Origin of the sequence: Enterobacter cloacae complex sp. AR_0002 (genome assembly GCF_001922365.1) — a bacterium.
Taxonomy (GTDB): domain Bacteria; phylum Pseudomonadota; class Gammaproteobacteria; order Enterobacterales; family Enterobacteriaceae; genus Enterobacter; species Enterobacter hormaechei_C.
Genome location: NZ_CP018814.1, coordinates 2,731,611 through 2,753,925 on the forward strand (window position 1 = coordinate 2,731,611; position 22,315 = coordinate 2,753,925).

Here is a 22,315-nt window from a genome sequence, read left to right on the forward strand (position 1 = left end):
GGCGCTTCGCGTAGCAGGCCTACGGTTGTGCAACCAGCCGAAGGATCACAGGCTCATTGGCGGGCGGAAATTTTTCCGCATCGCTGGCCTGAAGCTCAATCCAGTTACCCGGCTGCCCCTCTTTACCCCACGGTTCACCTTCCCAGCTTTCCACCAGCCAGAACCACAGCGTGATGTGACGATCCGGAAACTGGTACTCCAGCTTATCGAACAGCGTTGCGCCATGCGGGGTGATCCCCACCTCTTCCTGAAGCTCACGCACCAGCGCCTGCTCCGGCGTTTCACCTGATTCGATTTTCCCGCCGGGGAATTCCCATTTGTTGGCCATGTGCGCATCGGCGGCACGTTGGGTAATGAAGATCTGGTTTTGCGGGTTGCGAATGATCCCGACAGCAATTTGCAGTGTTTTCATCATGTCACTTCCATAAAAAAGGCGCAGATATCTGCGCCTTTTCAGTTTGTTATGTTCTTAGCTCAGACGGCCGTGGCACGCCTTGTATTTTTTGCCGGAACCGCATGGGCACGGATCGTTACGACCAACTTTACGATCGCCCGTCTGCGCTGCGATTGCTGCTGCGGCTTCGCTCTCATCGGTCTGATGGCTCAACTGCTGCATCTGTGCCAGACGCTCAGCTTCTTCACGACGCTGCTGCTCCATCGCTTCCACTTCTTCCGGCATACGCACCTGAACTTTGCTCAGAGTGCTGATAACTTCATACTTCAGCGACTCCAGCATGGCAGCAAACATGGAGAAGGATTCACGCTTGTACTCCTGCTTCGGATCTTTCTGCGCATAACCTCGCAGGTGGATACCCTGACGCAGGTAGTCCATTGCCGCCAGGTGCTCTTTCCACAGGGAGTCCAGGGTCTGCAACATTACGCCTTTCTCGAAGTGACGCATCATCTCTGCGCCAACCACTTCTTCCTTACGCTTGTAGACGTCCAGCGCGGTTTCGTAGATACGCTCGCGCAGGGTCTCTTCGTGCAGCTCAGGCTCTTTGTCCAGCCACTCTTTGATTGGCAGTTCGAGATCGAAGTCGTTTTTCAGACGTTCCTGCAAGCCTTCGATATCCCACATTTCTTCCAGAGACTGCGGTGGAATATGAGCGTCGATAGTGGCTTTGAACACATCTTCGCGAATGCTGTTGATGGTTTCGCTCACGTCGGACACGTCCAGCAGTTCGTTACGCTGGGTGTAGATCGCACGACGCTGGTCGTTGGCAACGTCATCATATTCCAGCAGCTGCTTACGAATATCGAAGTTGCGGCTTTCCACTTTACGCTGGGCGTTGGCAATCGCTTTGGTAACCCACGGGTGCTCGATCGCTTCGCCAGGTTTCATGCCCAGTTTACGCATCATGCCGGACACACGGTCAGAGGCGAAAATACGCATCAGCGCATCTTCCATAGACAGATAGAAGCGGGAAGAACCGGCATCACCCTGACGACCCGCACGACCGCGCAGCTGGTTATCGATACGACGAGATTCGTGACGCTCGGTACCAATGATGTGCAGACCACCGGATGCCAGCACCGCGTCGTGACGCACTTGCCAGTCGGCTTTGATCTGCGCGATTTGCTCTGGGGTTGGGTTTTCCAGCTCCGCCACTTCGGCCTGCCAGCTACCGCCGAGCATAATATCGGTACCACGACCCGCCATGTTGGTGGCGATGGTTACGGCTGCCGGGTAACCCGCCTGCGCAACGATATCTGCTTCTTTAGCGTGGAACTTGGCGTTCAGAACGTTGTGTTTGATGCCTGCTTTAGTCAGCTCGTTAGACACCACTTCGGACTTCTCGATGGAGATGGTCCCCACCAGTACCGGCTGGCCCTTCGCGGTACGTTCGCGAATATCTTCGATGATCGCCTGAATTTTTTCCGCTTCAGTCATGTATACCAGGTCCGGCATATCCTTACGGATCATCGGACGGTTGGTAGGTACTACCACGGTATCCAGCTTATAGATGGAGCTAAACTCAAACGCTTCGGTATCTGCGGTACCGGTCATCCCCGCCAGCTTCTCGTACAGACGGAAGTAGTTCTGGAAGGTGATGGATGCCAGCGTCTGGTTTTCGTTCTGAATATCCACGCCTTCTTTGGCTTCCACGGCCTGGTGCAGGCCATCGGACCAGCGACGTCCCTGCATGGTACGGCCGGTGTGTTCATCGACGATGATGACTTCCCCGTCTTTAACGATGTAGTCAACGTCGCGGGTGAACAGCGCGTGCGCGCGCAGTGCAGCCGTTACGTGGTGCATCAGCATGATGTTGCTCGGGGAGTACAGAGACTCGCCCTCTTCCATAATGCCTTCAGCAACCAGCAGCTCTTCGATTTTCACCAGGCCGCGTTCGGTCAGGTTGACCTGACGCGCTTTTTCATCCACGGAGAAGTGACCTTCACCCTGGAAGGTATCGGAGTCTTCTTTCTCCTGACGCAGCAGGTGAGGAATGATTTTGTCGACTTTACGGTACATCTCGGAGCTGTCTTCGGCCGGGCCGGAGATGATCAGCGGGGTACGCGCTTCATCGATCAGAATGGAGTCAACCTCATCCACCAGCGCATAGTGCAGTTTACGCTGGACGCGCTCTTCCGGGCTGAACGCCATGTTGTCACGCAGGTAGTCGAAGCCGTATTCGTTGTTGGTGCCGTAGGTGATGTCCGCGTTGTAGGCTTCACGCTTGGCAGGTGCCGGCAGGCCGGACATGTTAATGCCCACGGTCATGCCGAGGAATTCGAACAGTGGACGGTTGTTTTCGGCGTCGCGCTGCGCCAGATAGTCGTTGACGGTAACAACGTGAACACCCTTACCCGTCAGCGCATTCAGGTAAGCCGGCAGCGTTGCAGTCAGGGTTTTACCTTCACCGGTACGCATTTCCGCGATGCAGCGCTCGTTGAGCACCATCCCGCCCAGCAGCTGCACGTCGAAGTGACGCATGCCGAACACGCGTTTACTGGCCTCACGTACTACGGCAAAGGCTTCCGGGATCAGGCTTTCTAAGGTTTCGCCTTTCTCCAGACGCGCACGGAACTCCGCGGTTTTCGCTTTCAGCTCATCATCAGAGAGCTTCTCCATCGCCGGTTCCATACCGTTGATGACGTTCACAGCTTTGCGCATGCGGCGCAGGGTACGATCGTTACGACTACCAAAAACTTTGGTTAACAATTTGATTAGCATAATAAATTCTCAAACGCCCCAGTCGGGCAGATAAATTAAGGTATTGAAAAAGGTTAATTTAGCTGAGGCATTGAGGCCCGGCACGGATGCCGTGAACCTGGCTAATCCATGTCGAAACAGAGAAGGATGCAGGGGAAACAAAATCCGTTTTCGCCGTCTGATTCACGGTCACTGGCGGCTGGTTGTCCTGCGTCAGAAGCGCATTAAGCGTATCGAGCAGGGCAAGATGCTGAGCCTGGACCGGCAGCGTTTCTTCCGCAACAGGCATCGTCTGCGGCGCCATCGCGAACGACAGATGGCGGATAACCGTGCGAATCGCGTGCTGCTGCCAGTAATCAACGGAGAAATTGGGACGACGGCTGGCTTCAAGCCATGCGAGATTAGTGAAGTTAACCCGTGTGGTGAGATCGTGTTTGGTCGTCGTGGAACGTGCTGGCGTTGCCGCGTCTGCGCTGTTGCTGAGCACAGGCAAGCCGAGACTCGCCGCGACCATCCCCAATAAGAGATGCGGCAAGAAGTAACGTCTGCCAAATTGTCGCCAGCGCGTCAGTATTCCGCTCACTTGCTCCACCACGTTCGCCCGCCAGTGCAGGCTGAGTTTAGTTATTCTTTTTTAGCGCCCAGATATTACCACTAAAGCCAGTACACGGCAGCAGGAATGACACCTTGCAGCAGGTAAAAACGGTCAATAATGCAGCGAACACACCGTTATTCGGCACCCGACACAGGCCAGGGGTGAAAGGGACAAATTAAAGAAGGGCAGAAATAAAAACGACTGGCTTCCCTGGTCGGAGAGAGTACCAGGTGAACCAGTCGCTTTTCTTACGAAACGGGTTTAACCGTTACGCCAGGACCATAGTCGGTGCTTTGAACGCCAGCGGCAGTTCAGCTTCGTCTTCGAAGGTCACATATTCCCAGGCTTCCTGTTTTGCCAGGACGGCCTGCAACAGTTTGTTGTTCAGTGCATGACCGGATTTAAACGCGGTAAAGGCACCAATGATGTTGTGACCACACATGAAGAGGTCGCCGATCGCGTCCAGCATTTTGTGACGAACAAATTCATCTTCAAAACGCAGGCCGTCTTCGTTCAGTACGCGATAATCGTCAACAACGATGGCACAATCGAAGCTGCCGCCCAGGCACAGGCCGCGGGATTGCAGATATTCGATATCACGCATAAAGCCGAAGGTACGTGCTCGGCTGATCTGGCGCATGAACGCATCCGCAGAGAAGTTCATCGCATAGCGCTGGGTGCTGGAGTCAATCGCCGGATGGTTAAAATCGATGGTGAAGTCCAACGAAAAACCATTGTACGGTTTGAATTCAGCCCATTTGTCGCCATCTTCGACGCGAACGGTCTCTTTAATGCGAACAAATTTCTTCGCGCAGTTCAGTTCTTCGATGCCGGCATCCAGCAACAAATAAACGAACGGAGCAGCACTCCCGTCCATGATCGGGATTTCTGGCGCATCGACTTCAACCATAATGTTGTCGATACCCAGACCCGCCAGGGCGGCGTTCAGGTGCTCTACGGTAGAAATCCGCACGTCATGCTCGTTCACCAGACAAGTACAGAGCATAGTATCACGCACAGATTTGGCATCGGCCGGAAAATCTACCGGTGGATTCAAGTCGGTGCGACGATAGATGACCCCGGTATTGGCCGGCGCAGGGCGTAACGTCAGTGTGACTTTCTTGCCGGTATGTAAACCGACACCCGTCGCCTGAACGATACGTTTAAGTGTCCTTTGTTTGATCATCGTATAATCTCGCCAAATTAACTATCCAACCGAGAGTGTATATCACTAACGGTGGGCCAGTTTAGCACAAAGAGCGCAAATCCCCAAATTCCAGCCAATTCTTAGTCAGCTTGCTTACGCAGGAACGCCGGGATATCCAGATAATCTGGCTCTTTTGCCGTTTGTGGAGTCGGGTCGTTCACCACTTTCGCAGCGGGTTTTTGCTCCTGAGTCAGAGGCGCCATACCGTGCTGCTGGTAACGATCCATAACCGGCTGTTGAGTCTGTTTGTTAGTCACCAGGGTGATCTCAGGACGCTTGTCCATACCGATACCGGTGGCCACAACGGTCACACGCAGTTCGTCGTTCATTTCCGGATCAAGGGAGGTACCGATAACGACGGTCGCGTTGTCAGAGGCGAATGCACGGATGGTGTTACCCACAGTTTCGAACTCATCCAGACGCAGGTCAAAGCCAGCGGTAATGTTGACCAGCACGCCGCGCGCGCCAGACAGATCGATATCTTCCAGCAGTGGAGAGGAGATCGCCATTTCAGCAGCTTCTTCCGCACGGTCTTCGCCGCTCGCCACGCCAGAGCCCATCATCGCGTAGCCCATCTCGGACATCACGGTACGAACGTCTGCAAAGTCGACGTTCATCAGGCCAGGACGGGTAATCAGTTCAGCAATACCCTGAACCGCGCCTTTCAGCACGTCGTTTGCCGCGCCAAAGGCGTCCAGCAGAGAGATACCGCGACCCAGCACTTTCAGCAGCTTGTCGTTCGGAATGGTAATCAGAGAGTCCACGTGCTTGGACAGCTCGGTGATACCCTGCTCCGCGAAAGCCATACGCTTCTTACCTTCAAAGTTGAAAGGCTTGGTCACGACAGCAACGGTCAGAATACCTAAATCTTTAGCGACTTCCGCCACAACGGGTGCTGCACCGGTACCTGTACCGCCGCCCATACCCGCTGCGATGAAGACCATGTCTGCACCGTCCAGTGCAGCGCGCAGCGCTTCACGATCTTCTTCAGCCGCGTTGCGGCCCACTTCCGGGTTAGCCCCTGCTCCCAGACCTTTGGTGATGCCACCACCGATCTGAATCGTCTGGCCAACAGCCGTTTTACGCAGCGCCTGCGCATCGGTGTTCACCGCGAAGAATTCAACACCTTCGATGCGCTCGCGCACCATGTGCTCTACGGCGTTACCGCCGCCGCCACCGACGCCGATGACTTTAATCACCGCGTCGTTGGTTAATTCCATAGGTTCAAACATAATCTCTCTCTCCGTTGTGCCTGTCGCCCGAGACCGCTAATTCTCTCCGGTCTCTTAAAAAAATTAAAATTCTTTTCGCAGCCAGGTGTTAAGTCGTTTGACCCACGACCCCACCGAGACGCGTTTTTCCACCTCTGCCTCACCACTTAAATGGGACTCTTTCCCGTAGTGCAGCAGGCCCACCGCCGTTGAATAGTACGGCTCCTGGGCATAATCCGTTAAACCGGTGATATTCAGCGGCGCACCGATACGCACCTGCGTATGGAACACGCGCTGAGCGCAGGCCGCAAGACCTTCAATTTGCGCTGCCCCGCCGGTTAATACAATCCCCGCCGCGAGATGATGTTTCACACCCTGCTGGCGAAGCTGTTCCTGTAACTGCAAAATCTCTTCGTTGACCAGGTTGAGCAGCTCGGTATAACGCGGCTCAATTACCTCTGCCAGCGTCTGGCGTTGCAGGCTGCGCGGCGGTCGACCGCCTACGCTCGGCACTTCAACGCTCTCGTCTTTGCCGACGATAGAGCCCAGCGCGCAACCATGGCGCACTTTAATCGCCTCTGCATCGCTCGGTGGCGTACCAAAGGCGTAAGCGATATCGCTGGTAACCACATTCCCGGCGTACGGGATCACTTTGGTGTGGCGTAACGCACCGCCGGTATAGACAGCCATGTCCATTGTACCACCACCAATATCGACCACACAGACGCCCAGTTCACGTTCGTCTTCGGTCAGCACGGAATAGCTCGCGGCAAGTCCGGCGAAAATGAGTTGGTCAACTTTCAGGCCACAACGTTCAACGGCTTTTACAATGTTCTTCGCCATATCGTTGTGACATGTGATCAGGTGCACTTTTGCCTGCATACGCACGCCCGACAGACCGACCGGATTCTTGATGCCTTCCTGGTAGTCGATCGCGTATTCCTGCGGGATCACATGCAGCACACGGTGCTCGTCGCGAACACGCACGGATTTCGCCGTGTGGACAACGTTCTCAACGTCTTCCTGCGTCACTTCTTCTTCGGAAATCGGCACCATACCGATTTCATTCTGGCAGCTGATATGCTTACCAGAAAGGGCCAGATAGACAGAGGAAATTTGGCAATCTGCCATCAATTCAGCCTGGTCGATGGCGCGCTGAACGCATTTCACCACCGACTCAAGGTCGTTTACCCCACCTTTATCCATACCACGGGAGGGGCAGCTGCCCACGCCAATGATATTGACCATACCGTCGGGCAGAACTTCCCCTACCAAAGCGGCAACCTTCGCGGTGCCAATCTCCAGTCCTACTACCAATTTTCTGTCCGTCGACTTGATCATTGTTGTTCTGCCTGTACCTGTGCCTGATTTTGTTGCTGATTAGGTTCCTCGACCGGAGCCGGCTCCCAACCGACTGCTGCGCCTGAGTCATAGCGCAAATCAACGTAGCTTATCCGTTTGCCATCCGTCTGCGCCTGCTGCTGTAAAACCGGGTAAAGTTCTACAAAACGCGCCAGACGTTTCATTGTATCGCCGCGGCCAAGGTTGAGCTTGATGCCATTCGTTAAGGTCAACTGCCAGGAACGGCGCGCCGTCATCGCAGCATCTTTTAACGTAAAGCGATCCTTAGCCAGCACCTGCCCCATCTCACGAAAACCCTGCAATACTTCGTTTTCGCTGCCTTCCGGCCCATACAACATCGGTAAATTCTGCTTGTTGACACGATCGCTCGGGACGCTGAACGAATTTCCGTCTACATCAACCATATGCTGATCATTCCAACGCGCAATCGGCACATATTCAACCAGATGAATCTTCAATTCATCAGGCCATTGCTTTCTGACACTTGCCTGTTTTATCCACGGCAGACGTTCAATCTGACTCTGAATAATGTTGACGTCCTGCGTCATAAAGGTGCCAGGCGACCCAAGCGCCAGAATCGACTGGCGAATATCATCGTTACGCGTGTAGTGTCGCTCCCCGGTCACCACCAGCTTTGAAAGCGGCAACCGCTGCGCATCTTCCATCCAGCCCAGCACCATCCAGCCGCTGATAAACACGGTGCACAGCACCCCGAGCAGGAAGATGATCCCTGCAAGACGCGTTCCATTACTCCGGCGCGAAGAGGAATATTCTTCTTCGTCATCGCGGTTGCGCGTGTTCAATGCAGCCTGAGACATATCAGCCCGCCTGGTCCAAAATACGTACAACTAATTGCGAGAAGCTCATTCCCGCCTGACGCGCCGCCATCGGCACAAGGCTATGGCTGGTCATTCCCGGAGACGTGTTTGCTTCCAGCAGATAAAATTGCCCGTCACCGTCAAGCATTACGTCAATGCGTCCCCAGCCACGACATCCCAGAACATTCCACGCTTTAAGCACCAGAGACTGTAATTCGGCTTCACGCTCTGCTTCAAGACCCGCTGGGCAGAAATATTGCGTCTCATCAGAGAGATACTTCGCCTCATAATCATAGAAGACTCCGGCGGGTTGGATGCGAATTGACGGTAAAATTTCTTCGCCAAGCATCGCGACGGTAAATTCCGGCCCGCTAAGCCATTTTTCAATCAGAACTTCTTCATCATGTTGAAATGCCAGTGCTAAAGCGTCAGCCAAATCTACAGCTTTATCAACTTTGGACATTCCCACGCTCGACCCTTCACGGCTCGGCTTAACAATAACCGGTAAGCCCAGTGCCGCAATGCGTGTATTAACGCTGTCCGACAGACCCAATTCATATTCACGACGCGTCAGTGCAACCCATGGCGCAACGGGCAGGCCCGCGCCCTGCCACAGCAGTTTGCTGCGCAGTTTATCCATGGAGATGGCGGATGCCATCACGCCGCTGCCGGTGTACGGTATACCGATCAGCTCCAGCAGCCCCTGCAACGTGCCGTCTTCACCACCGCGGCCGTGCAACGCGATGAAGGCTTTATCGAAGCCCATCGCTTTCAGCTGCGTGACGTCCACCTCTTTCGGATCAACCGGATGCGCGTCCACGCCACCTTCACGCAGGCCCGCCAGCACGGCAGCGCCCGAATTCAGAGAAACCTCGCGTTCGGCGGAAGTGCCGCCAAACAGGACAGCAATCTTATCAGCCATGACGCTCGTCCTCCTGAGTTTGCGGCTTCAGTTTGATTTCAGCTAAGGTACGGGCGATTTTGCCGATATTTCCCGCGCCCTGAATCAGGATCAGATCGTTACCCGTCAGGACCGGGGCAAGCATTTCAGCCACCTGCGCCGGGTCGGGAACCAGAATAGGATCCACTTTACCGCGTCCACGGATGGTACGACATAAAGAACGACTGTCCGCACCCGGAATCGGCGTTTCACCCGCAGCATAAACATCCAGCATCAGCAGGGTATCAACCTGAGAAAGGACGTTGGCAAAATCGTCATACAGATCGCGGGTACGCGTGTAACGGTGCGGCTGGAAGATCATGACCAGATTCTTTTCCGGCCAACCCGCACGTGCCGCTTTGATGGTTGCGTCCACTTCCGTCGGATGGTGACCGTAATCATCCACCAGCATCGCAGACCCTGGCTTACCGTTTACCGGCTCCAGTGGGAATTCACCGAGGAAGTCGAAACGACGGCCCGTCCCCTGGAAGCTCTCCAGTGCACGCAGGATCGCTTCATCGTCAATGCCTTCTTCTGTCGCAACAGCCACCGCCGCTGCCGCATTCAGGGCGTTGTGACGTCCCGGCGCGTTCAGGGTGACATGCAGCAGGTCTTTATCCTGACGCGCGAGGGTGAAATGCCCCTGCGCACCGATCTGCTTGTAATCTTCTACGCGTACATCCGCGTCTTCGCTGAAGCCGTAGGTCGTAATTTGACGCCCGACGCGCGGCAGCAGTTCGCGAATAACCGGATCGTCCACGCACATCACCGCACGGCCATAGAACGGCAGGTTGTGCAGGAAGTTAATAAAGGTCTGCTTTAAGTTCTCGAAGTCACCCTGGTAAGTGTCCATATGGTCAGCTTCGATGTTGGTGACGATCGCCACCATCGGCTGTAGATGCAGGAACGACGCGTCGCTCTCATCCGCTTCCGCAATCAGATAACGGCTATGGCCCAGACGCGCATGCACGCCAGCGGCTTTCACCAGACCACCGTTAACGAACGTCGGGTCGAGACCCGCTTCCGCATAAATGCTGGAGACCATCGCTGTTGTGGTGGTTTTACCGTGCGTGCCGGCCACCGCAATGCCGTGACGGAAACGCATCAGTTCCGCCAGCATTTCCGCGCGACGGATCACCGGAATGCGCGCCTCATGCGCCGCAACGATTTCCGGGTTATCCGCGGAGATAGCGCTGGACACCACAACCACGCTCGCATCGCTCACGTTTTCCGGGCGATGATTGAAATAGATAGTCGCCCCCAGCGACGCCAGCTGCTGCGTAACAGGGTTTGGCGCCAGGTCAGACCCGCTGATCTGATAGCCTTCGTTAGCTAACACTTCGGCAATACCGCCCATGCCAGCACCACCGATGCCGACAAAGTGAATGTGCCGGACGCGACGCATCTCGGGCACGATAGAACGCAGTTTTGCCAGTTGTTGTGTATTCATTCTCTAAACGCCATCGACTACTTCAAAAAAATCGTGCAGCGCAACACGCGCTGCGAGAATTATGCCTGGGCTGCCAGGCTCACTTCTTTTGCCACCCGTTCCGTTGCATCCGGGATAGCGGTCGCGCGTGCGCGTTGCGCCATCTCCAGTAATACATCCCGGTTCCAGCCCGCCAGGGTAGTGGCGACCGCATCAGCGGTAAATTGTGGCTGCTCAAAAATCTTCGCGGCACCCGCTTTTTCAAGCGGCAGTGCATTCCAGTACTGCTGTCGGTCTTTGTGCTGGAACGGCACAAACAGCGCCGGTAAACCGGCGGCGGCGATTTCGCTCACCGTCAGCGCGCCCGAGCGACAGACCACGACATCGGCCCATGCATAGGCTGCGGCCATATCATCAATAAATTCAGTTACTTTATGCTGCGGCTGACCTTCCTGCGCGTAGGCCTGCTCAACGGTCTGCTGAGCGCCCTTCCCGCTCTGGTGCCAGATGGTCACTGCATCACCCAGTTTTGCCGCAACCTGCGGCATCGTCTGGTTTAAAATACGCGCGCCCTGGGAACCGCCGACGACCAGCACGCGCACCGGCCCTTCGCGACCCGCCAGACGCGTATCTGGCAGCGCCAGCGCCAGCACGTCCACACGTACCGGATTCCCTACGACATCCGCTTTCGGGAATGCCCCGGGGAAGGCCTGCATAACTTTGGTGGCGATTTTTGCCAGCCATTTGTTGGTCAAACCGGCAATACCGTTCTGCTCATGCAGAACAACGGGAATCCCTAATGACCACGCCGCCAGTCCGCCAGGGCCGGAAACGTACCCCCCCATGCCCAGAACGACGTCAGGCTTAAAACGCTTCATAATGGCGCGCGCCTGACGCCAGGCATTGAAAATGCGCACCGGCGCCAGCAGCAGCGCCTTGATCCCTTTGCCACGAAGGCCAGAAATACGAATAAAGTCGATCTCGATACCGTGCTTAGGTACCAGGTCGGCTTCCATGCGGTCTGCGGTTCCCAGCCAGCGTACCTGCCAGCCCTGTTCCATTAAATGGTGCGCAACCGCCAGCCCCGGGAACACATGTCCGCCGGTACCGCCTGCCATCACCATTAACCGCTTCGGTTGATTCATCGTGAACCTCGTGTAAACGCCTGAGCTTTCTCCAGACGCGTTTCATAATCTATGCGTAACAAAAACATGATGGCCGTCGACATGATCAACAGACTCGAACCACCATAACTGATCAACGGTAACGTCAGACCTTTAGTCGGCAACATACCCGCTGCCGCCCCAACGTTTACCAGTGCCTGGAAGCTAAACCAGATACCAATTGAGCAGGCCAGGAAACCGGAGAAGCGGTGATCGATCTCCAGCGCTTTCCGGCCAATCGACATGGCGCGGAAAGCGACGAAGAATACCATTAATAGCGCCAATACCACACCGATATAACCCAGTTCTTCCCCAATAATGGAGAAGATGAAGTCGGTGTGCGCCTCCGGTAAATACTCCAGTTTTTGCACCGAGTTGCCCAGGCCTTGGCCCCAGACTTCGCCGCGGCCAAACGCCATCAGCGACTGCGTCAGCTGGTAACCGCTGCCGAACGGATCTTCCCATGGGTTCCAGAACGAGGTCACACGGCGGATACGGTAGGGTTCGGCGAGGATCAGCAGCACCACCGCCGAAATCCCCATCCCGATGATGGCAATGAACTGCCACAGTTTTGCGCCCGCCAGGAACAGCATCGCCAGCGTAGTGACAAACAGTACGACTACCGTACCGAGGTCGGGCTGCGCCAGCAGCAGGATCGCGAGGACCAGAATCACGCCCATCGGTTTTAAGAAGCCGCGAAGGTTGTTACGGACTTCGTCAACTTTACGCACCAGGTAGTTAGCCAGGTAGCAGAACAACGACAGTTTGGTGAACTCCGCCGGCTGAATACGCAGTGGGCCAAAGGCAATCCAGCGTGATGCCCCGTTAACAGAGCTCCCGACAACCAGCACGATCAACAGCATGATGATTGAGGCGATGAGCATGGCCGTACTGTGCCGCTGCCAGAACGACATTGGCAGGCGTAAGGTGATCAGCGCCAGGCAGAACGCGAGAATGATGTAAAGCCCGTCACGCTTGGCAAACAGGAACGGGTCGTTTGCCAGACGCTGTCCGACAGGCATTGACGCCGAGGTGACCATAATAAAGCCGATCGCTGCCAGCCCCAGCGTGAGCCAGAACAGCGTGCGGTCGTACATGATCAGGCTGTCGGAATCTTTATCCCGTGAAGCCATCACCCAGCCTTTCAGCGCCGTAAACAGCCATACCAGGATACCAAATCCTGGCAGGCGCGGCATTTTCAGGCGAGGGAGAGATAAACGCATCAGCCTAACTCCTTCGCCAGGCGGGTAAAGACATCACCCCGCTGTTCGAAATTCTTGAATTGATCGAGGCTGGCACAGGCTGGTGAGAGCAGCACCATATCGCCGGGCTTCACGCGTGGGGCGATAAGACGCATCGCCTGCTCCATGGTCTCGGTTTGCTCGGCGACCTCAGGACGCAACGCCGCCAGCTCGCTACCATCGCGGCCAAAGCAATACAGGCGCACGTTATCACCGTTGAGGTACTGCTTCAGCGAGGAGAAGTCAGCCGATTTACCGTCGCCGCCCAGCAGCAGGTGCAGCGTGCCATCAACGTGCAGACCGTTCAATGCCGCCTCGGTGCTACCCACGTTGGTCGCTTTGGAATCGTTAATCCAGCGTACGCCGTTGTGCTCCAGCGCAAGCTGGAACCGGTGCGCCAGGCCGGTAAAGGTGGTCAGCGCCTTCAGGCTTGAAGATCGCGGCAGGCCAACGGCATCCGCCAGCGCCAGCGCCGCCAGGGCATTGGTGTAGTTATGCTGGCCGGAGAGCATCATCTCTTTCACGTTCAGCACCTTCTCACCTTTCACCCGCAGCCAGGTTTCGCCCTGCTGACGGTTAAGGTGATAGTCACCCATATTAATACCAAAGCTAATGCAGCGATCGTCTGCGCCGCGCACCGGCATGGTGAGTGCATCATCGGCATTCACCACGCAAACTTTGGCATTTTCATAAACGCGCAGTTTGGCCGCACGGTATTGCTGCAAGCCGAACGGGTATCTGTCCATATGATCTTCGGTGACGTTTAGGATCGTCGCCGCCGCCGCATGCAGGCTTGAAGTGGTTTCCAGCTGGAAGCTGGAAAGCTCAAGGACGAACAGCTCGCACCCTTTATCAAGCAGCATCAGAGCGGGCAGACCAATGTTACCGCCCACGCCGACATTTTTGCCCGCCGCCTTCGCCATTTCCCCCACCAGCGTGGTGACGGTGCTTTTACCGTTTGAACCGGTAATGGCGACGATCGGCGCCTGCGCCTCCCGGCAGAACAGTTCGATATCGCCGACAATCTCAACGCCTGCATCCGCGGCGGCGCTCAGGGAAGGATGCGCCAGCGCCATACCGGGGCTGGCAACAATCAGATCGGCGGCCAGCAGCCACTCATCATTCAGACCACCCAGGTGGCGTTCAACCTGCTCCGGCAGCTTGTCCAGACCCGGCGGAGAGACGCGCGTATCCATCACGCGCGGCGTCACGCCACGCGCAAGGAAAAAGTCCACGCAGGAGAGGCCGGTGAGGCCCAACCCGATGATAACGACTTTTTTGCCCTGGTAATCTGCCATGATTAACGTACCTTCAGCGTTGCCAGGCCAATCAGCACCAGCATCAGCGAAATAATCCAGAAGCGCACAATGACGCGCGGCTCCGGCCAGCCTTTCAGTTCATAGTGGTGGTGAATCGGTGCCATACGGAAGATGCGCTGACCGCGCAGCTTGAAGGAACCGACCTGCAAAATCACCGACAGCGTCTCAACCACAAACACACCGCCCATGATTACCAGCAGGAACTCCTGACGCAGCAGCACGGCGATAATACCCAGTGCGCCGCCCAGCGCCAGTGAACCGACGTCGCCCATAAAGACCTGCGCCGGATAGGTGTTGAACCACAGGAAGCCCAGCCCCGCCCCGACAATCGCCGTACAGACGATAACCAGTTCCCCCGCGTGTCGCAGGTACGGAATGTGCAGGTAATTTGCAAAGTTCATGTTACCGGTCGCCCAGGCTACCAGCGCGAAACCGCCCGCGACAAACACGGTTGGCATGATGGCCAGGCCATCCAGACCATCGGTCAGGTTGACGGCGTTGCCGGTACCGACGATCACAAAGTAAGCCAGCAAAATGTAGAACAGCCCCAGCTGCGGCATCACGTCTTTGAAGAACGGCACCACCAGCTCGGTAGCCGGGGTGTCTTTTCCTGCCAGGTAAAGGGCAAAGGCCACGCCCAGCGCAATCACCGACATCCAGAAATACTTCCAGCGGGCGATCAAACCTTTGGTGTCTTTGCGTACGACTTTGCGGTAGTCATCAACAAAACCGATGATCCCGTAGCCAACCAGAACGGTCAGCACGCACCAGACGTAGGGGTTAGACGGATACGCCCACAGCAGCACGGACACCACAATCGCGGTCAGGATCATGATCCCGCCCATGGTCGGCGTACCCCGCTTGCTGAAGTGCGATTCCGGACCGTCGTTGCGCACAACCTGGCCGAAAGAGAGTTTTTGCAGACGGGCAATCATGAGCGGGCCCATCCACAGCGAGATGAACAGCGCAGTCAGCAGGCTGACGATGGCACGAAACGTCAGATAGGAAAAGACGTTAAAGCCTGAGTAATATTTGACCAAATGTTCGGCCAGCCAAACTAACATGTCCCGTTCTCCTGTAATGCGTGCACAACCTCTTCCATGGCGGCACTACGTGAACCTTTAACTAAAACAGTCACAATCTGTTTTTCTGTAATCAATGCCTTCAGGCGTTCGATCAGTGCAGATTTATCGGCAAAATGGTCGCCAACTTCACTGGCATCGGAAATGGCCTTGCTCAGCGGGCCTGCGCTCAATACGCGGTCAAGCCCGGCGGCTTTCGCCGCTTCACCCACCTGAACATGGCAGGCTTCGCTTTCATCACCCAGCTCGGCCATATCGCCCACAACCATCACGCGATAGCCCGGCATTTCAGACAAGACCTGCACGGCCGCCGTCATTGAGCCAACGTTAGCGTTGTAGGAGTCATCCAGCAGGAGTTTGTTTTCAGCCAGCTGGATCGGGAACAGACGCCCCGGCACGGCTTTTAAATTTGCCAGACCTGCTTTAATCGCCGCGTGTGAGGCACCTACCGCCATTGAGAGCGCTGCCGCAGCAAGCGCATTGGCGATGTTATGACGACCCGGCAGGGGCAGCAGCACGTCGATGTCGCCCGTTGGGGTTGTGAGGGTGAACTCGGTACCGTGTGACGTCACATGAATGTTGGTCGCCGAAAAATCACTGTTTGCCGCATTCGGTGAGAAGCGCCAGGTTTTACGTGAACCAATGATGCTCTGCCAGTTCAGCCAGTCGTTGTTATCGGCGTTCATAATGGCGATGCCGTCATCCGGCAGTCCGGTATAAATTTCACCTTTCGCTTTCGCCACACCGGCCAGCGAACCAAAACCTTCAAGATGTGCCGCCGCCAGGTTATTCACCAGCGCCGCTTCCGGACGGGTCAGGCTCACGGTCCAGGCGATTTCGCCCTGATGGTTAGCCCCTAACTCAATCACCGCATATTCATGCTCGTGGGTCAGGCGCAGCAGCGTCATCGGCACACCGATGTCATTATTAAGGTTGCCCGCCGTATAAAGCGTGTTACCGCACTGGCTAAGGATCGCCGCCGTCATCTCTTTAACGGAGGTTTTGCCCGACGAGCCCGTCAGTGCCACGACGCGTGTTGGCACCTGCTGGCGAACCCATGCCGCCAGCTCGCCAAACGCCAGGCGCGTATCTTTCACCACAATCTGCGGCAAATCGATATCGAGCTTACGACTGACCAGCAGCGCGCCCGCGCCGTTATCTTTAGCCTGTTGCGCAAAATCGTGGGCGTCAAAACGTTCACCCTTCAGCGCCACAAACAGGCAGCCCGCCGTCACCTTACGGGTGTCGGTGGTTACAGCCTCGATGGTCAGATCCTGACCATGCAGCATCCCCTGCAATACCGCAGCGGCCTGGCTTAACGTAATGCTAATCATGCCACCACTCCCAGCAGACGCGCTGCCGTCACGCGGTCGGAGTAATCCAGACGACGATTGCCGACAATCTGATAATCTTCATGACCTTTACCGGCCAGCAGAACCACATCGTTCTCCTGCGCCTGCATAATGGCGTTAGTCACGGCCTCCGCACGGCCTTCGACCACGCGCGCACGTCCCGCATCCAGCATGCCCGCCAGAATGTCGTTGATAATGGCCCGCGGCTCTTCGGTACGCGGGTTGTCATCGGTTACCACGGGAATATCCGCGAACTGCTCAGCGATGGCGCCCATCAGCGGACGTTTGCCCTTGTCGCGATCGCCACCGCAGCCAAACACGCACCAGAGCTTGCCAGCGCAGTGCAGACGCGCCGCTTCCAGCGCTTTTTCCAGCGCATCCGGCGTGTGGGCGTAATCCACAACCACCGTCGGCTTGCCCGGCGCGCTAAACACTTCCATGCGGCCGCAGACCGGTTGCAAACGCTCAGCCGTTTTCAGCAGATCCGCCATCGGGTAACCCAGCGCCAGCAGCGTCGCCAGCGCCAGCAGCAGGTTACTGACGTTAAAGGCCCCCATCAGGCGGCTTTCAATTTCACCTTCGCCCCAAGTGGAAGCGAAGCGGATCGTCGCCCCACTATCGTGGTAGTTCACCTCGACCGCCTTCAGCCAGCGGCCGCGGCAGTTCGGATTAATGCGATCTTCCATCGACACCGCCACCGCATCTGGCAGTTTTTCCAGCCAGCGGCGACCGACTTCGTCGTCGGCGTTAATGATCGCCTGCCCGTGGTGGTGAGTGGAATAAAGCAGCCATTTCGCCGCTTCGTAGTGCTCCATATCACCATGATAATCAAGGTGATCGCGGCTCAGGTTAGTAAAGACAGAGGCAGCAAATTTCAGGGCCGCCACGCGATGTTGTACCAGACCATGGGAAGAGACTTCCATCGCAGCGAAGGTCGCCCCCTGCTCAGCGAGGCCCGCCAGCACACGCTGCACGTCAACCGCCGAGCCTGTAGTGTTTTCCGTCGGGCTTACTTTGCCCAGAAGACCGTTCCCCACCGTGCCCATGACGGCACCGGTTTCGCCCAGCAGCTGCGCCCACTGCGCCATCAGCTGAGTGGTGGTGGTTTTTCCGTTGGTTCCTGTCACGCCAACCAGCTGTAACTGGTCGGAAGGTTCGTTGTAAAAACGTCCTGCCAGCGCGGAGAGACGCTCATTCAGCTGGCTGAGATAGATGACCGGCACGCCGTGCATTTCACGGATCTCACCGTCTGTTGCCTCATCTTTGGCCTCAGCAATAATGGCAGCAACACCTTGCGCAATCGCCTGCGGGATATAACGACGCCCGTCCGCCTGATGACCCACCACTGCCACAAAAAGATCGCCAGAAGCCGCTACGCGGCTGTCCAGTACCATCTCTCGCAGTGCTCGCGCAGGTAGCATAGGCACCCACGGAGCAAGAAGGTCGCGCAAATTACGATCTGCCACCTGTTCCCTCGCCTTGATTAATTACAAATTCACTTTTTTCGCCCGTCGCCAGCGCATCCGGTTCAATGTTCATGGTGCGCAACACGCCGCCCATAATAGCCCCGAACACAGGCGCGGAGACGGCGCCGCCGTAGTATTTACCTGCCTGCGGATCGTTGATGACGACCACCAGTGCAAAACGCGGATTGCTTGCAGGCGCTACGCCTGCGGTATAGGCAATGTATTTGTTGATATAGCGGCCGTCCGGCCCCACTTTTTTCGCTGTACCGGTTTTAATGGCGATACGATAGCCCTTAATTGCGGCCTTCACGCCGCCACCGCCAGGTAACGCGACGCTTTCCATCATATGCACGACGGTACGAACGATAGATTCCGGGAAAACACGTTCCCCCGGAACCGGTGGATCAACTTTGGTGATCGACAGCGGACGATAAATGCCATAGCTGCCAATCGTTGCGTAGACTCGCGCTAACTGTAAGGGAGTTACCATTAGCCCGTAGCCGAAAGAGAAGGTGGCCCTCTCTATGTCAGACCACCGTTGTTTTTGAGGATATAAGCCACTGCGTTCTCCGACCAACCCCAAATTGGTCGCCTTTCCCAGCCCAAAACGTGAGTAAGTATCTACTAACGCTGAGGACGGCATCGCTAACGCCAGTTTTGACACACCGACGTTACTCGACTTCTGCAAGACCCCGGTCAGGGTCAGTTCGCTGTAACGTGCCACGTCTTTGATTTCGTGACCGTTAATTCGATAAGGGATCGTATTCAGAACGGTATTTTCGTTGACGATGCCTCGCTGTAGAGCCGTCATCACCACCATGGGTTTTACGGTCGAACCGGGTTCAAACACATCGGTGATGGAGCGGTTACGCATTGCATCTTTTGCTGTACCGGCAAAATTATTCGGGTTGTATGAGGGGCTACTGGCCATCGCCAGCACTTCACCTGTCGCCACATCCACCAGCACGGCGCTGCCCGATTCCGCCTTGTTAAACGCGACGGCGTTGTTCAGTTCACGATAGACCAGCGCCTGCAAGCGTTCATCAATACTCAGGGCCAGGTTGTGCGCGGCCTGGCTGTCTGTCGAGGAAATGTCTTCAATGACGCGACCATAGCGGTCTTTACGCACGATTCGCTCGCCAGGCTGGCCGGTAAGCCACTTGTCGAAGCTTTTTTCAACGCCCTCAATCCCCTGACTATCCACGTTGGTAAAGCCAATCAGGTGCGCGGTGACTTCGCCGGAAGGATAGTAACGGCGGGATTCTTCCCGCAGATGAATGCCCGGCAGCTTCAGTTTCTTAATGTAGTCAGCCATGTCAGGGTTCACCTGACGAGCAAGATAGATGAAGCGCCCTTTCGGGTTGGCGTTAACGCGCGACGCCAGCTGATCCAGCGGCATTTTCAACGCGTCTGAGAGCGCCTTCCAGCGGTTATCAAGGGTGATCCCGCCTGCGTCGTGCAGCTCTTTCGGATCGGCCCAGATCGCCTTCACCGGCACGCTCACCGCCAGCGGGCGGCCGGAGCGGTCGGTGATCATCCCACGAGAGGTAGAAACTTCCTGCACGCGCAGAGAACGCATATCACCCTGGCGCACCAGCATGTCAGGCGCGATGATTTGTAGCCACGCCACGCGTCCCAGCAGGAAACCCAGCGCCAGTAAAATGCAGCCGCAAAGCAACGCAAAACGCCAACTGACAAAGTTGGCCTGTTCTTCCTGGCGTTTTGGTTTTAGCGTTTTTGCCGCTGCTTTCATGCGTCGCGTTTTCCCTTATTTTTGTACTACGATATTTTCCTGCGAAGGATCAACATGCTGTAATTGCAGTTTTTCCGTTGCGATCCGTTCAACCCGGCTGTGATCGCCGAGCGCGTTTTCTTCAAGGATCAGATTTCGCCATTCAATATCCAGCGCATCGCGTTCCAGTACCATCTGTTCGCGCTGCGCAGTTAATAAACGGGTATGGTGAGCGGTGGTGACCACCATGACTGCCGTCACAATGATGCAAATGAACAAGCAGAGTGGCAGCTTCCCAAACCGCAAAAGATCGTCGCCGATCACGCCAGGCAAGGCATGGCGCTCGTTGCTTCCTAACGATCCCTTAACTTTGCTTAGGGTCTCTGTCACTCTGCTGATCATGCGTTCGTCCTCTCTGCAATACGCAGCACTGAACTACGGGCACGTGGATTCTCTGCCACCTCTTCTTCGCCCGGCATCAACTTGCCTAATGCTCGCAACTGACGGCCGCCCAGCTTTCTGAGTTGTTCTTCCGTCATCGGCAGCCCCGCCGGAACCTGAGGACCGCGGCTCTGTTCACGCATGAAGCGTTTTACGATGCGATCTTCCAGCGAATGGAAACTGATGATGGATAACCGCCCACCCGGGGCCAGCACGTCGAGCGAGCTTTTTAGCGCCAGCTCTATTTCCTCCAGTTCACTGTTTACCCAGATACGAACCGCCTGGAAGGTACGGGTCGCAGGATGTTTGTGCTTGTCCTTCACCGGCGTTGCCGCCGCGATGACTTCTGCCAGTTCTTTGGTACGGGTCATTGGCTCAACGCGGTTGCGCTCCACGATGGCGCGGGCAATACGTTTGCCAAAGCGTTCTTCGCCGAAGGTTTTGATTACCCAGGCAATATCCGCTTCGTCAGCAGTTTGTAACCATTCAGCGGCAGATTGGCCGCGAGTAGGGTCCATACGCATATCCAGCGGTCCATCACGCATAAAGGAAAAACCGCGTTCTGCATCATCAAGCTGTGGTGAAGAGACGCCAAGATCGAGGAGAATCCCGTCGATCTTGCCGGTCAGGCCGCGCTCAGCGACATAATCCGCAAGCGCAGAGAAAGGTCCATGCACGATGGAAAAGCGAGGATCATCGATGGTTTGCGCAACGGCAATCGCCTGCGGATCGCGGTCAATTGCCAGCAGGCGTCCTTCCGCTCCAAGCTGAGAGAGGATCAAACGCGAGTGACCACCGCGACCAAAAGTGCCATCAATATAGATGCCGTCTGGACGAATATTCAGGCCGTTAACGGCCTCATCCAGCAGCACCGTTGTATGTTTATAATTTTCCATCATATTTATAGAGACAAGTCCCGCAGCCGTTCCGATAATGTTTCGGAATCAGACTGCTCAGCGTCGATATCTTCCTTGACCTGTTGATACCAGGTCGTTTCGTCCCACAGTTCAAACTTGTTGAACTGTCCGACCAGCATCACTTCTTTAGTCAGACCGGCATGTTGCCGCAACACAGGCGCAATCAATAATCGCCCGGCGCTATCCATCTGACATTCACTGGCATGTCCCAATAACAGCCGCTGTACGCGGCGTTCCTGCGGGTTCATGCTCGACAGTCGCGACAGCTTTTGCTCAATGATTTCCCATTCAGGCAAAGGGTAAAGCAGCAGGCAGGGGGAGTTGATGTCAATGGTGCAAACCAGTTGACCCGAAGCGTTCTCAATCAGCTGGTCGCGGTATCGGGTTGGTACCGATAAACGCCCTTTGCTGTCGAGATTGACTAACGTTGCTCCACGGAACATGCCAGTCTCACCCCTCCTCACCACTTTAACCCACAAATTCCCACCTGAAGGAGTTTACGGAGCGAGGGAAAAGCTTGTCAAGCCAGGACTCTCTCTATACCGGCGCGAAAGCACCGTATTTACAGAGCAAGCGTGACCTGGCTAATTACTACACAACTGGCGAGGCAAAATTAACGTTATGAATATTTGTAAGAAAAAAACAGAATATGCACACGAGCGTTAAGACTCACTCAATATCATCGCAGGGAAATATAAAGTGTCAGTTTGCGACGCGGGCAGCATTTTAAGGCATATCGCCGGGGGATAACAGCGCCAGATTAACCTCAAAGCCAGATGGATTCGTTCGTGTGCGTTGAGGTCTGAAGGGGGGAGTAAAAAATGGCTGAATATTCATCGGCTGGCACCTGTTTGTAACAAAACAATACAAAGAAATGCCCGTTAGA

19 protein-coding genes are annotated in these 22,315 nt (G+C 55.8%); all 19 read right to left on the reverse strand.

The genetic code is table 11. The features are described from left to right. Positions 1-19: 19 nt before the first annotated feature. The 19 genes from mutT to mraZ all read right to left on the reverse strand — a co-directional run bounded on the left by mutT (position 20) and on the right by mraZ (position 21,872). Positions 20-412 carry an 8-oxo-dGTP diphosphatase MutT gene (gene mutT / locus AM329_RS13475; protein ID WP_032610174.1) on the reverse strand — a complete coding sequence of 131 codons (393 nt, stop codon included), beginning with the start codon at positions 410-412 and terminating at the stop codon, positions 20-22. Positions 413-469: 57 nt separating this feature from the next. Next, a complete protein-coding gene (secA, locus tag AM329_RS13480) occupies positions 470-3,175 on the reverse strand; it encodes a preprotein translocase subunit SecA (protein WP_003856335.1) in 2,706 nt (901 codons plus the stop codon). Between the two features lie 58 nt (positions 3,176-3,233). Beyond that, entirely contained in the window at positions 3,234-3,737 is a 504-nt protein-coding gene (gene secM / locus AM329_RS13485; protein ID WP_032610173.1) for a secA translation cis-regulator SecM, read from the reverse strand. 280 nt (positions 3,738-4,017) lie between these two features. Beyond that, complete coding sequence (lpxC, locus tag AM329_RS13490; RefSeq protein ID WP_003856337.1) at positions 4,018-4,935, reverse strand: UDP-3-O-acyl-N-acetylglucosamine deacetylase; 918 nt, start codon at positions 4,933-4,935, stop codon at positions 4,018-4,020. 101 nt (positions 4,936-5,036) lie between these two features. Continuing rightward, positions 5,037-6,188: a cell division protein FtsZ gene (ftsZ, locus tag AM329_RS13495; protein WP_003856338.1), complete on the reverse strand. Its 1,152-nt coding sequence runs from the start codon at positions 6,186-6,188 to the stop codon at positions 5,037-5,039. A 63-nt stretch (positions 6,189-6,251) separates the two neighbouring features. Continuing rightward, entirely contained in the window at positions 6,252-7,508 is a 1,257-nt protein-coding gene (gene ftsA / locus AM329_RS13500; RefSeq protein ID WP_003856340.1) for a cell division protein FtsA, read from the reverse strand. Then, on the reverse strand, positions 7,505-8,347 hold the full coding sequence (ftsQ, locus tag AM329_RS13505; RefSeq protein ID WP_003856342.1) for a cell division protein FtsQ: 843 nt from the start codon (positions 8,345-8,347) through the stop codon (positions 7,505-7,507). The genes ftsA and ftsQ overlap by 4 nt, the downstream gene beginning before the upstream one ends. Position 8,348: 1 nt before the next feature. Next, on the reverse strand, positions 8,349-9,269 hold the full coding sequence (locus tag AM329_RS13510) for a D-alanine--D-alanine ligase (RefSeq protein ID WP_003856344.1): 921 nt from the start codon (positions 9,267-9,269) through the stop codon (positions 8,349-8,351). After that, entirely contained in the window at positions 9,262-10,737 is a 1,476-nt protein-coding gene (gene murC, locus AM329_RS13515; protein ID WP_003856345.1) for a UDP-N-acetylmuramate--L-alanine ligase, read from the reverse strand. Before murC ends, AM329_RS13510 begins: the two co-directional genes overlap by 8 nt. Before the next feature lie 59 nt (positions 10,738-10,796). Beyond that, positions 10,797-11,861, reverse strand: coding sequence for an undecaprenyldiphospho-muramoylpentapeptide beta-N-acetylglucosaminyltransferase (gene murG, locus AM329_RS13520; protein WP_003856347.1), 1,065 nt, complete (start codon positions 11,859-11,861; stop codon positions 10,797-10,799). Further along, positions 11,858-13,102, reverse strand: coding sequence for a cell division protein FtsW (ftsW, locus tag AM329_RS13525; RefSeq protein WP_003856348.1), 1,245 nt, complete (start codon positions 13,100-13,102; stop codon positions 11,858-11,860). The genes murG and ftsW overlap by 4 nt, the downstream gene beginning before the upstream one ends. Beyond that, the gene (gene murD / locus AM329_RS13530; RefSeq protein ID WP_023315390.1) at positions 13,102-14,418 is read right to left on the reverse strand and encodes a UDP-N-acetylmuramoyl-L-alanine--D-glutamate ligase; all 1,317 of its coding nucleotides are present in this window, start codon (positions 14,416-14,418) and stop codon (positions 13,102-13,104) included. Before murD ends, ftsW begins: the two co-directional genes overlap by 1 nt. A 2-nt stretch (positions 14,419-14,420) precedes the next feature. Next, positions 14,421-15,503: a phospho-N-acetylmuramoyl-pentapeptide-transferase gene (gene mraY / locus AM329_RS13535; RefSeq protein ID WP_032608498.1), complete on the reverse strand. Its 1,083-nt coding sequence runs from the start codon at positions 15,501-15,503 to the stop codon at positions 14,421-14,423. Continuing rightward, entirely contained in the window at positions 15,497-16,855 is a 1,359-nt protein-coding gene (gene murF / locus AM329_RS13540; protein WP_032608497.1) for a UDP-N-acetylmuramoyl-tripeptide--D-alanyl-D-alanine ligase, read from the reverse strand. Before murF ends, mraY begins: the two co-directional genes overlap by 7 nt. Then, the gene (gene murE / locus AM329_RS13545; protein WP_022650392.1) at positions 16,852-18,339 is read right to left on the reverse strand and encodes a UDP-N-acetylmuramoyl-L-alanyl-D-glutamate--2,6-diaminopimelate ligase; all 1,488 of its coding nucleotides are present in this window, start codon (positions 18,337-18,339) and stop codon (positions 16,852-16,854) included. The genes murF and murE overlap by 4 nt, the downstream gene beginning before the upstream one ends. Then, complete coding sequence (gene ftsI / locus AM329_RS13550) at positions 18,326-20,092, reverse strand: peptidoglycan glycosyltransferase FtsI (protein ID WP_003856361.1); 1,767 nt, start codon at positions 20,090-20,092, stop codon at positions 18,326-18,328. Before ftsI ends, murE begins: the two co-directional genes overlap by 14 nt. A 15-nt stretch (positions 20,093-20,107) precedes the next feature. Then, positions 20,108-20,473 carry a cell division protein FtsL gene (ftsL, locus tag AM329_RS13555; RefSeq protein WP_003856363.1) on the reverse strand — a complete coding sequence of 122 codons (366 nt, stop codon included), beginning with the start codon at positions 20,471-20,473 and terminating at the stop codon, positions 20,108-20,110. Beyond that, the gene (rsmH, locus tag AM329_RS13560; RefSeq protein ID WP_003856366.1) at positions 20,470-21,411 is read right to left on the reverse strand and encodes a 16S rRNA (cytosine(1402)-N(4))-methyltransferase RsmH; all 942 of its coding nucleotides are present in this window, start codon (positions 21,409-21,411) and stop codon (positions 20,470-20,472) included. The genes ftsL and rsmH overlap by 4 nt, the downstream gene beginning before the upstream one ends. A 2-nt stretch (positions 21,412-21,413) precedes the next feature. Continuing rightward, on the reverse strand, positions 21,414-21,872 hold the full coding sequence (mraZ, locus tag AM329_RS13565) for a division/cell wall cluster transcriptional repressor MraZ (protein WP_003856368.1): 459 nt from the start codon (positions 21,870-21,872) through the stop codon (positions 21,414-21,416). Positions 21,873-22,315: the final 443 nt, after the last annotated feature.

Coding starts and splice junctions, on each gene's coding strand:
- mraY (WP_032608498.1), bottom strand. CDS start 15,503: ATGTTAGTTTGGCTGGCCGAACATTTGGTCAAATATTACTCAGGCTTT.
- secA (WP_003856335.1), bottom strand. CDS start 3,175: ATGCTAATCAAATTGTTAACCAAAGTTTTTGGTAGTCGTAACGATCGT.
- ftsA (WP_003856340.1), bottom strand. CDS start 7,508: ATGATCAAGTCGACGGACAGAAAATTGGTAGTAGGACTGGAGATTGGC.
- mraZ (WP_003856368.1), bottom strand. CDS start 21,872: ATGTTCCGTGGAGCAACGTTAGTCAATCTCGACAGCAAAGGGCGTTTA.
- lpxC (WP_003856337.1), bottom strand. CDS start 4,935: ATGATCAAACAAAGGACACTTAAACGTATCGTTCAGGCGACGGGTGTC.
- AM329_RS13510 (WP_003856344.1), bottom strand. CDS start 9,269: ATGGCTGATAAGATTGCTGTCCTGTTTGGCGGCACTTCCGCCGAACGC.
- ftsZ (WP_003856338.1), bottom strand. CDS start 6,188: ATGTTTGAACCTATGGAATTAACCAACGACGCGGTGATTAAAGTCATC.
- ftsW (WP_003856348.1), bottom strand. CDS start 13,102: ATGCGTTTATCTCTCCCTCGCCTGAAAATGCCGCGCCTGCCAGGATTT.
- murG (WP_003856347.1), bottom strand. CDS start 11,861: ATGAATCAACCGAAGCGGTTAATGGTGATGGCAGGCGGTACCGGCGGA.
- ftsI (WP_003856361.1), bottom strand. CDS start 20,092: ATGAAAGCAGCGGCAAAAACGCTAAAACCAAAACGCCAGGAAGAACAG.
- ftsQ (WP_003856342.1), bottom strand. CDS start 8,347: ATGTCTCAGGCTGCATTGAACACGCGCAACCGCGATGACGAAGAAGAA.
- murF (WP_032608497.1), bottom strand. CDS start 16,855: ATGATTAGCATTACGTTAAGCCAGGCCGCTGCGGTATTGCAGGGGATG.
- murC (WP_003856345.1), bottom strand. CDS start 10,737: ATGAATACACAACAACTGGCAAAACTGCGTTCTATCGTGCCCGAGATG.
- rsmH (WP_003856366.1), bottom strand. CDS start 21,411: ATGATGGAAAATTATAAACATACAACGGTGCTGCTGGATGAGGCCGTT.
- mutT (WP_032610174.1), bottom strand. CDS start 412: ATGAAAACACTGCAAATTGCTGTCGGGATCATTCGCAACCCGCAAAAC.
- murD (WP_023315390.1), bottom strand. CDS start 14,418: ATGGCAGATTACCAGGGCAAAAAAGTCGTTATCATCGGGTTGGGCCTC.
- ftsL (WP_003856363.1), bottom strand. CDS start 20,473: ATGATCAGCAGAGTGACAGAGACCCTAAGCAAAGTTAAGGGATCGTTA.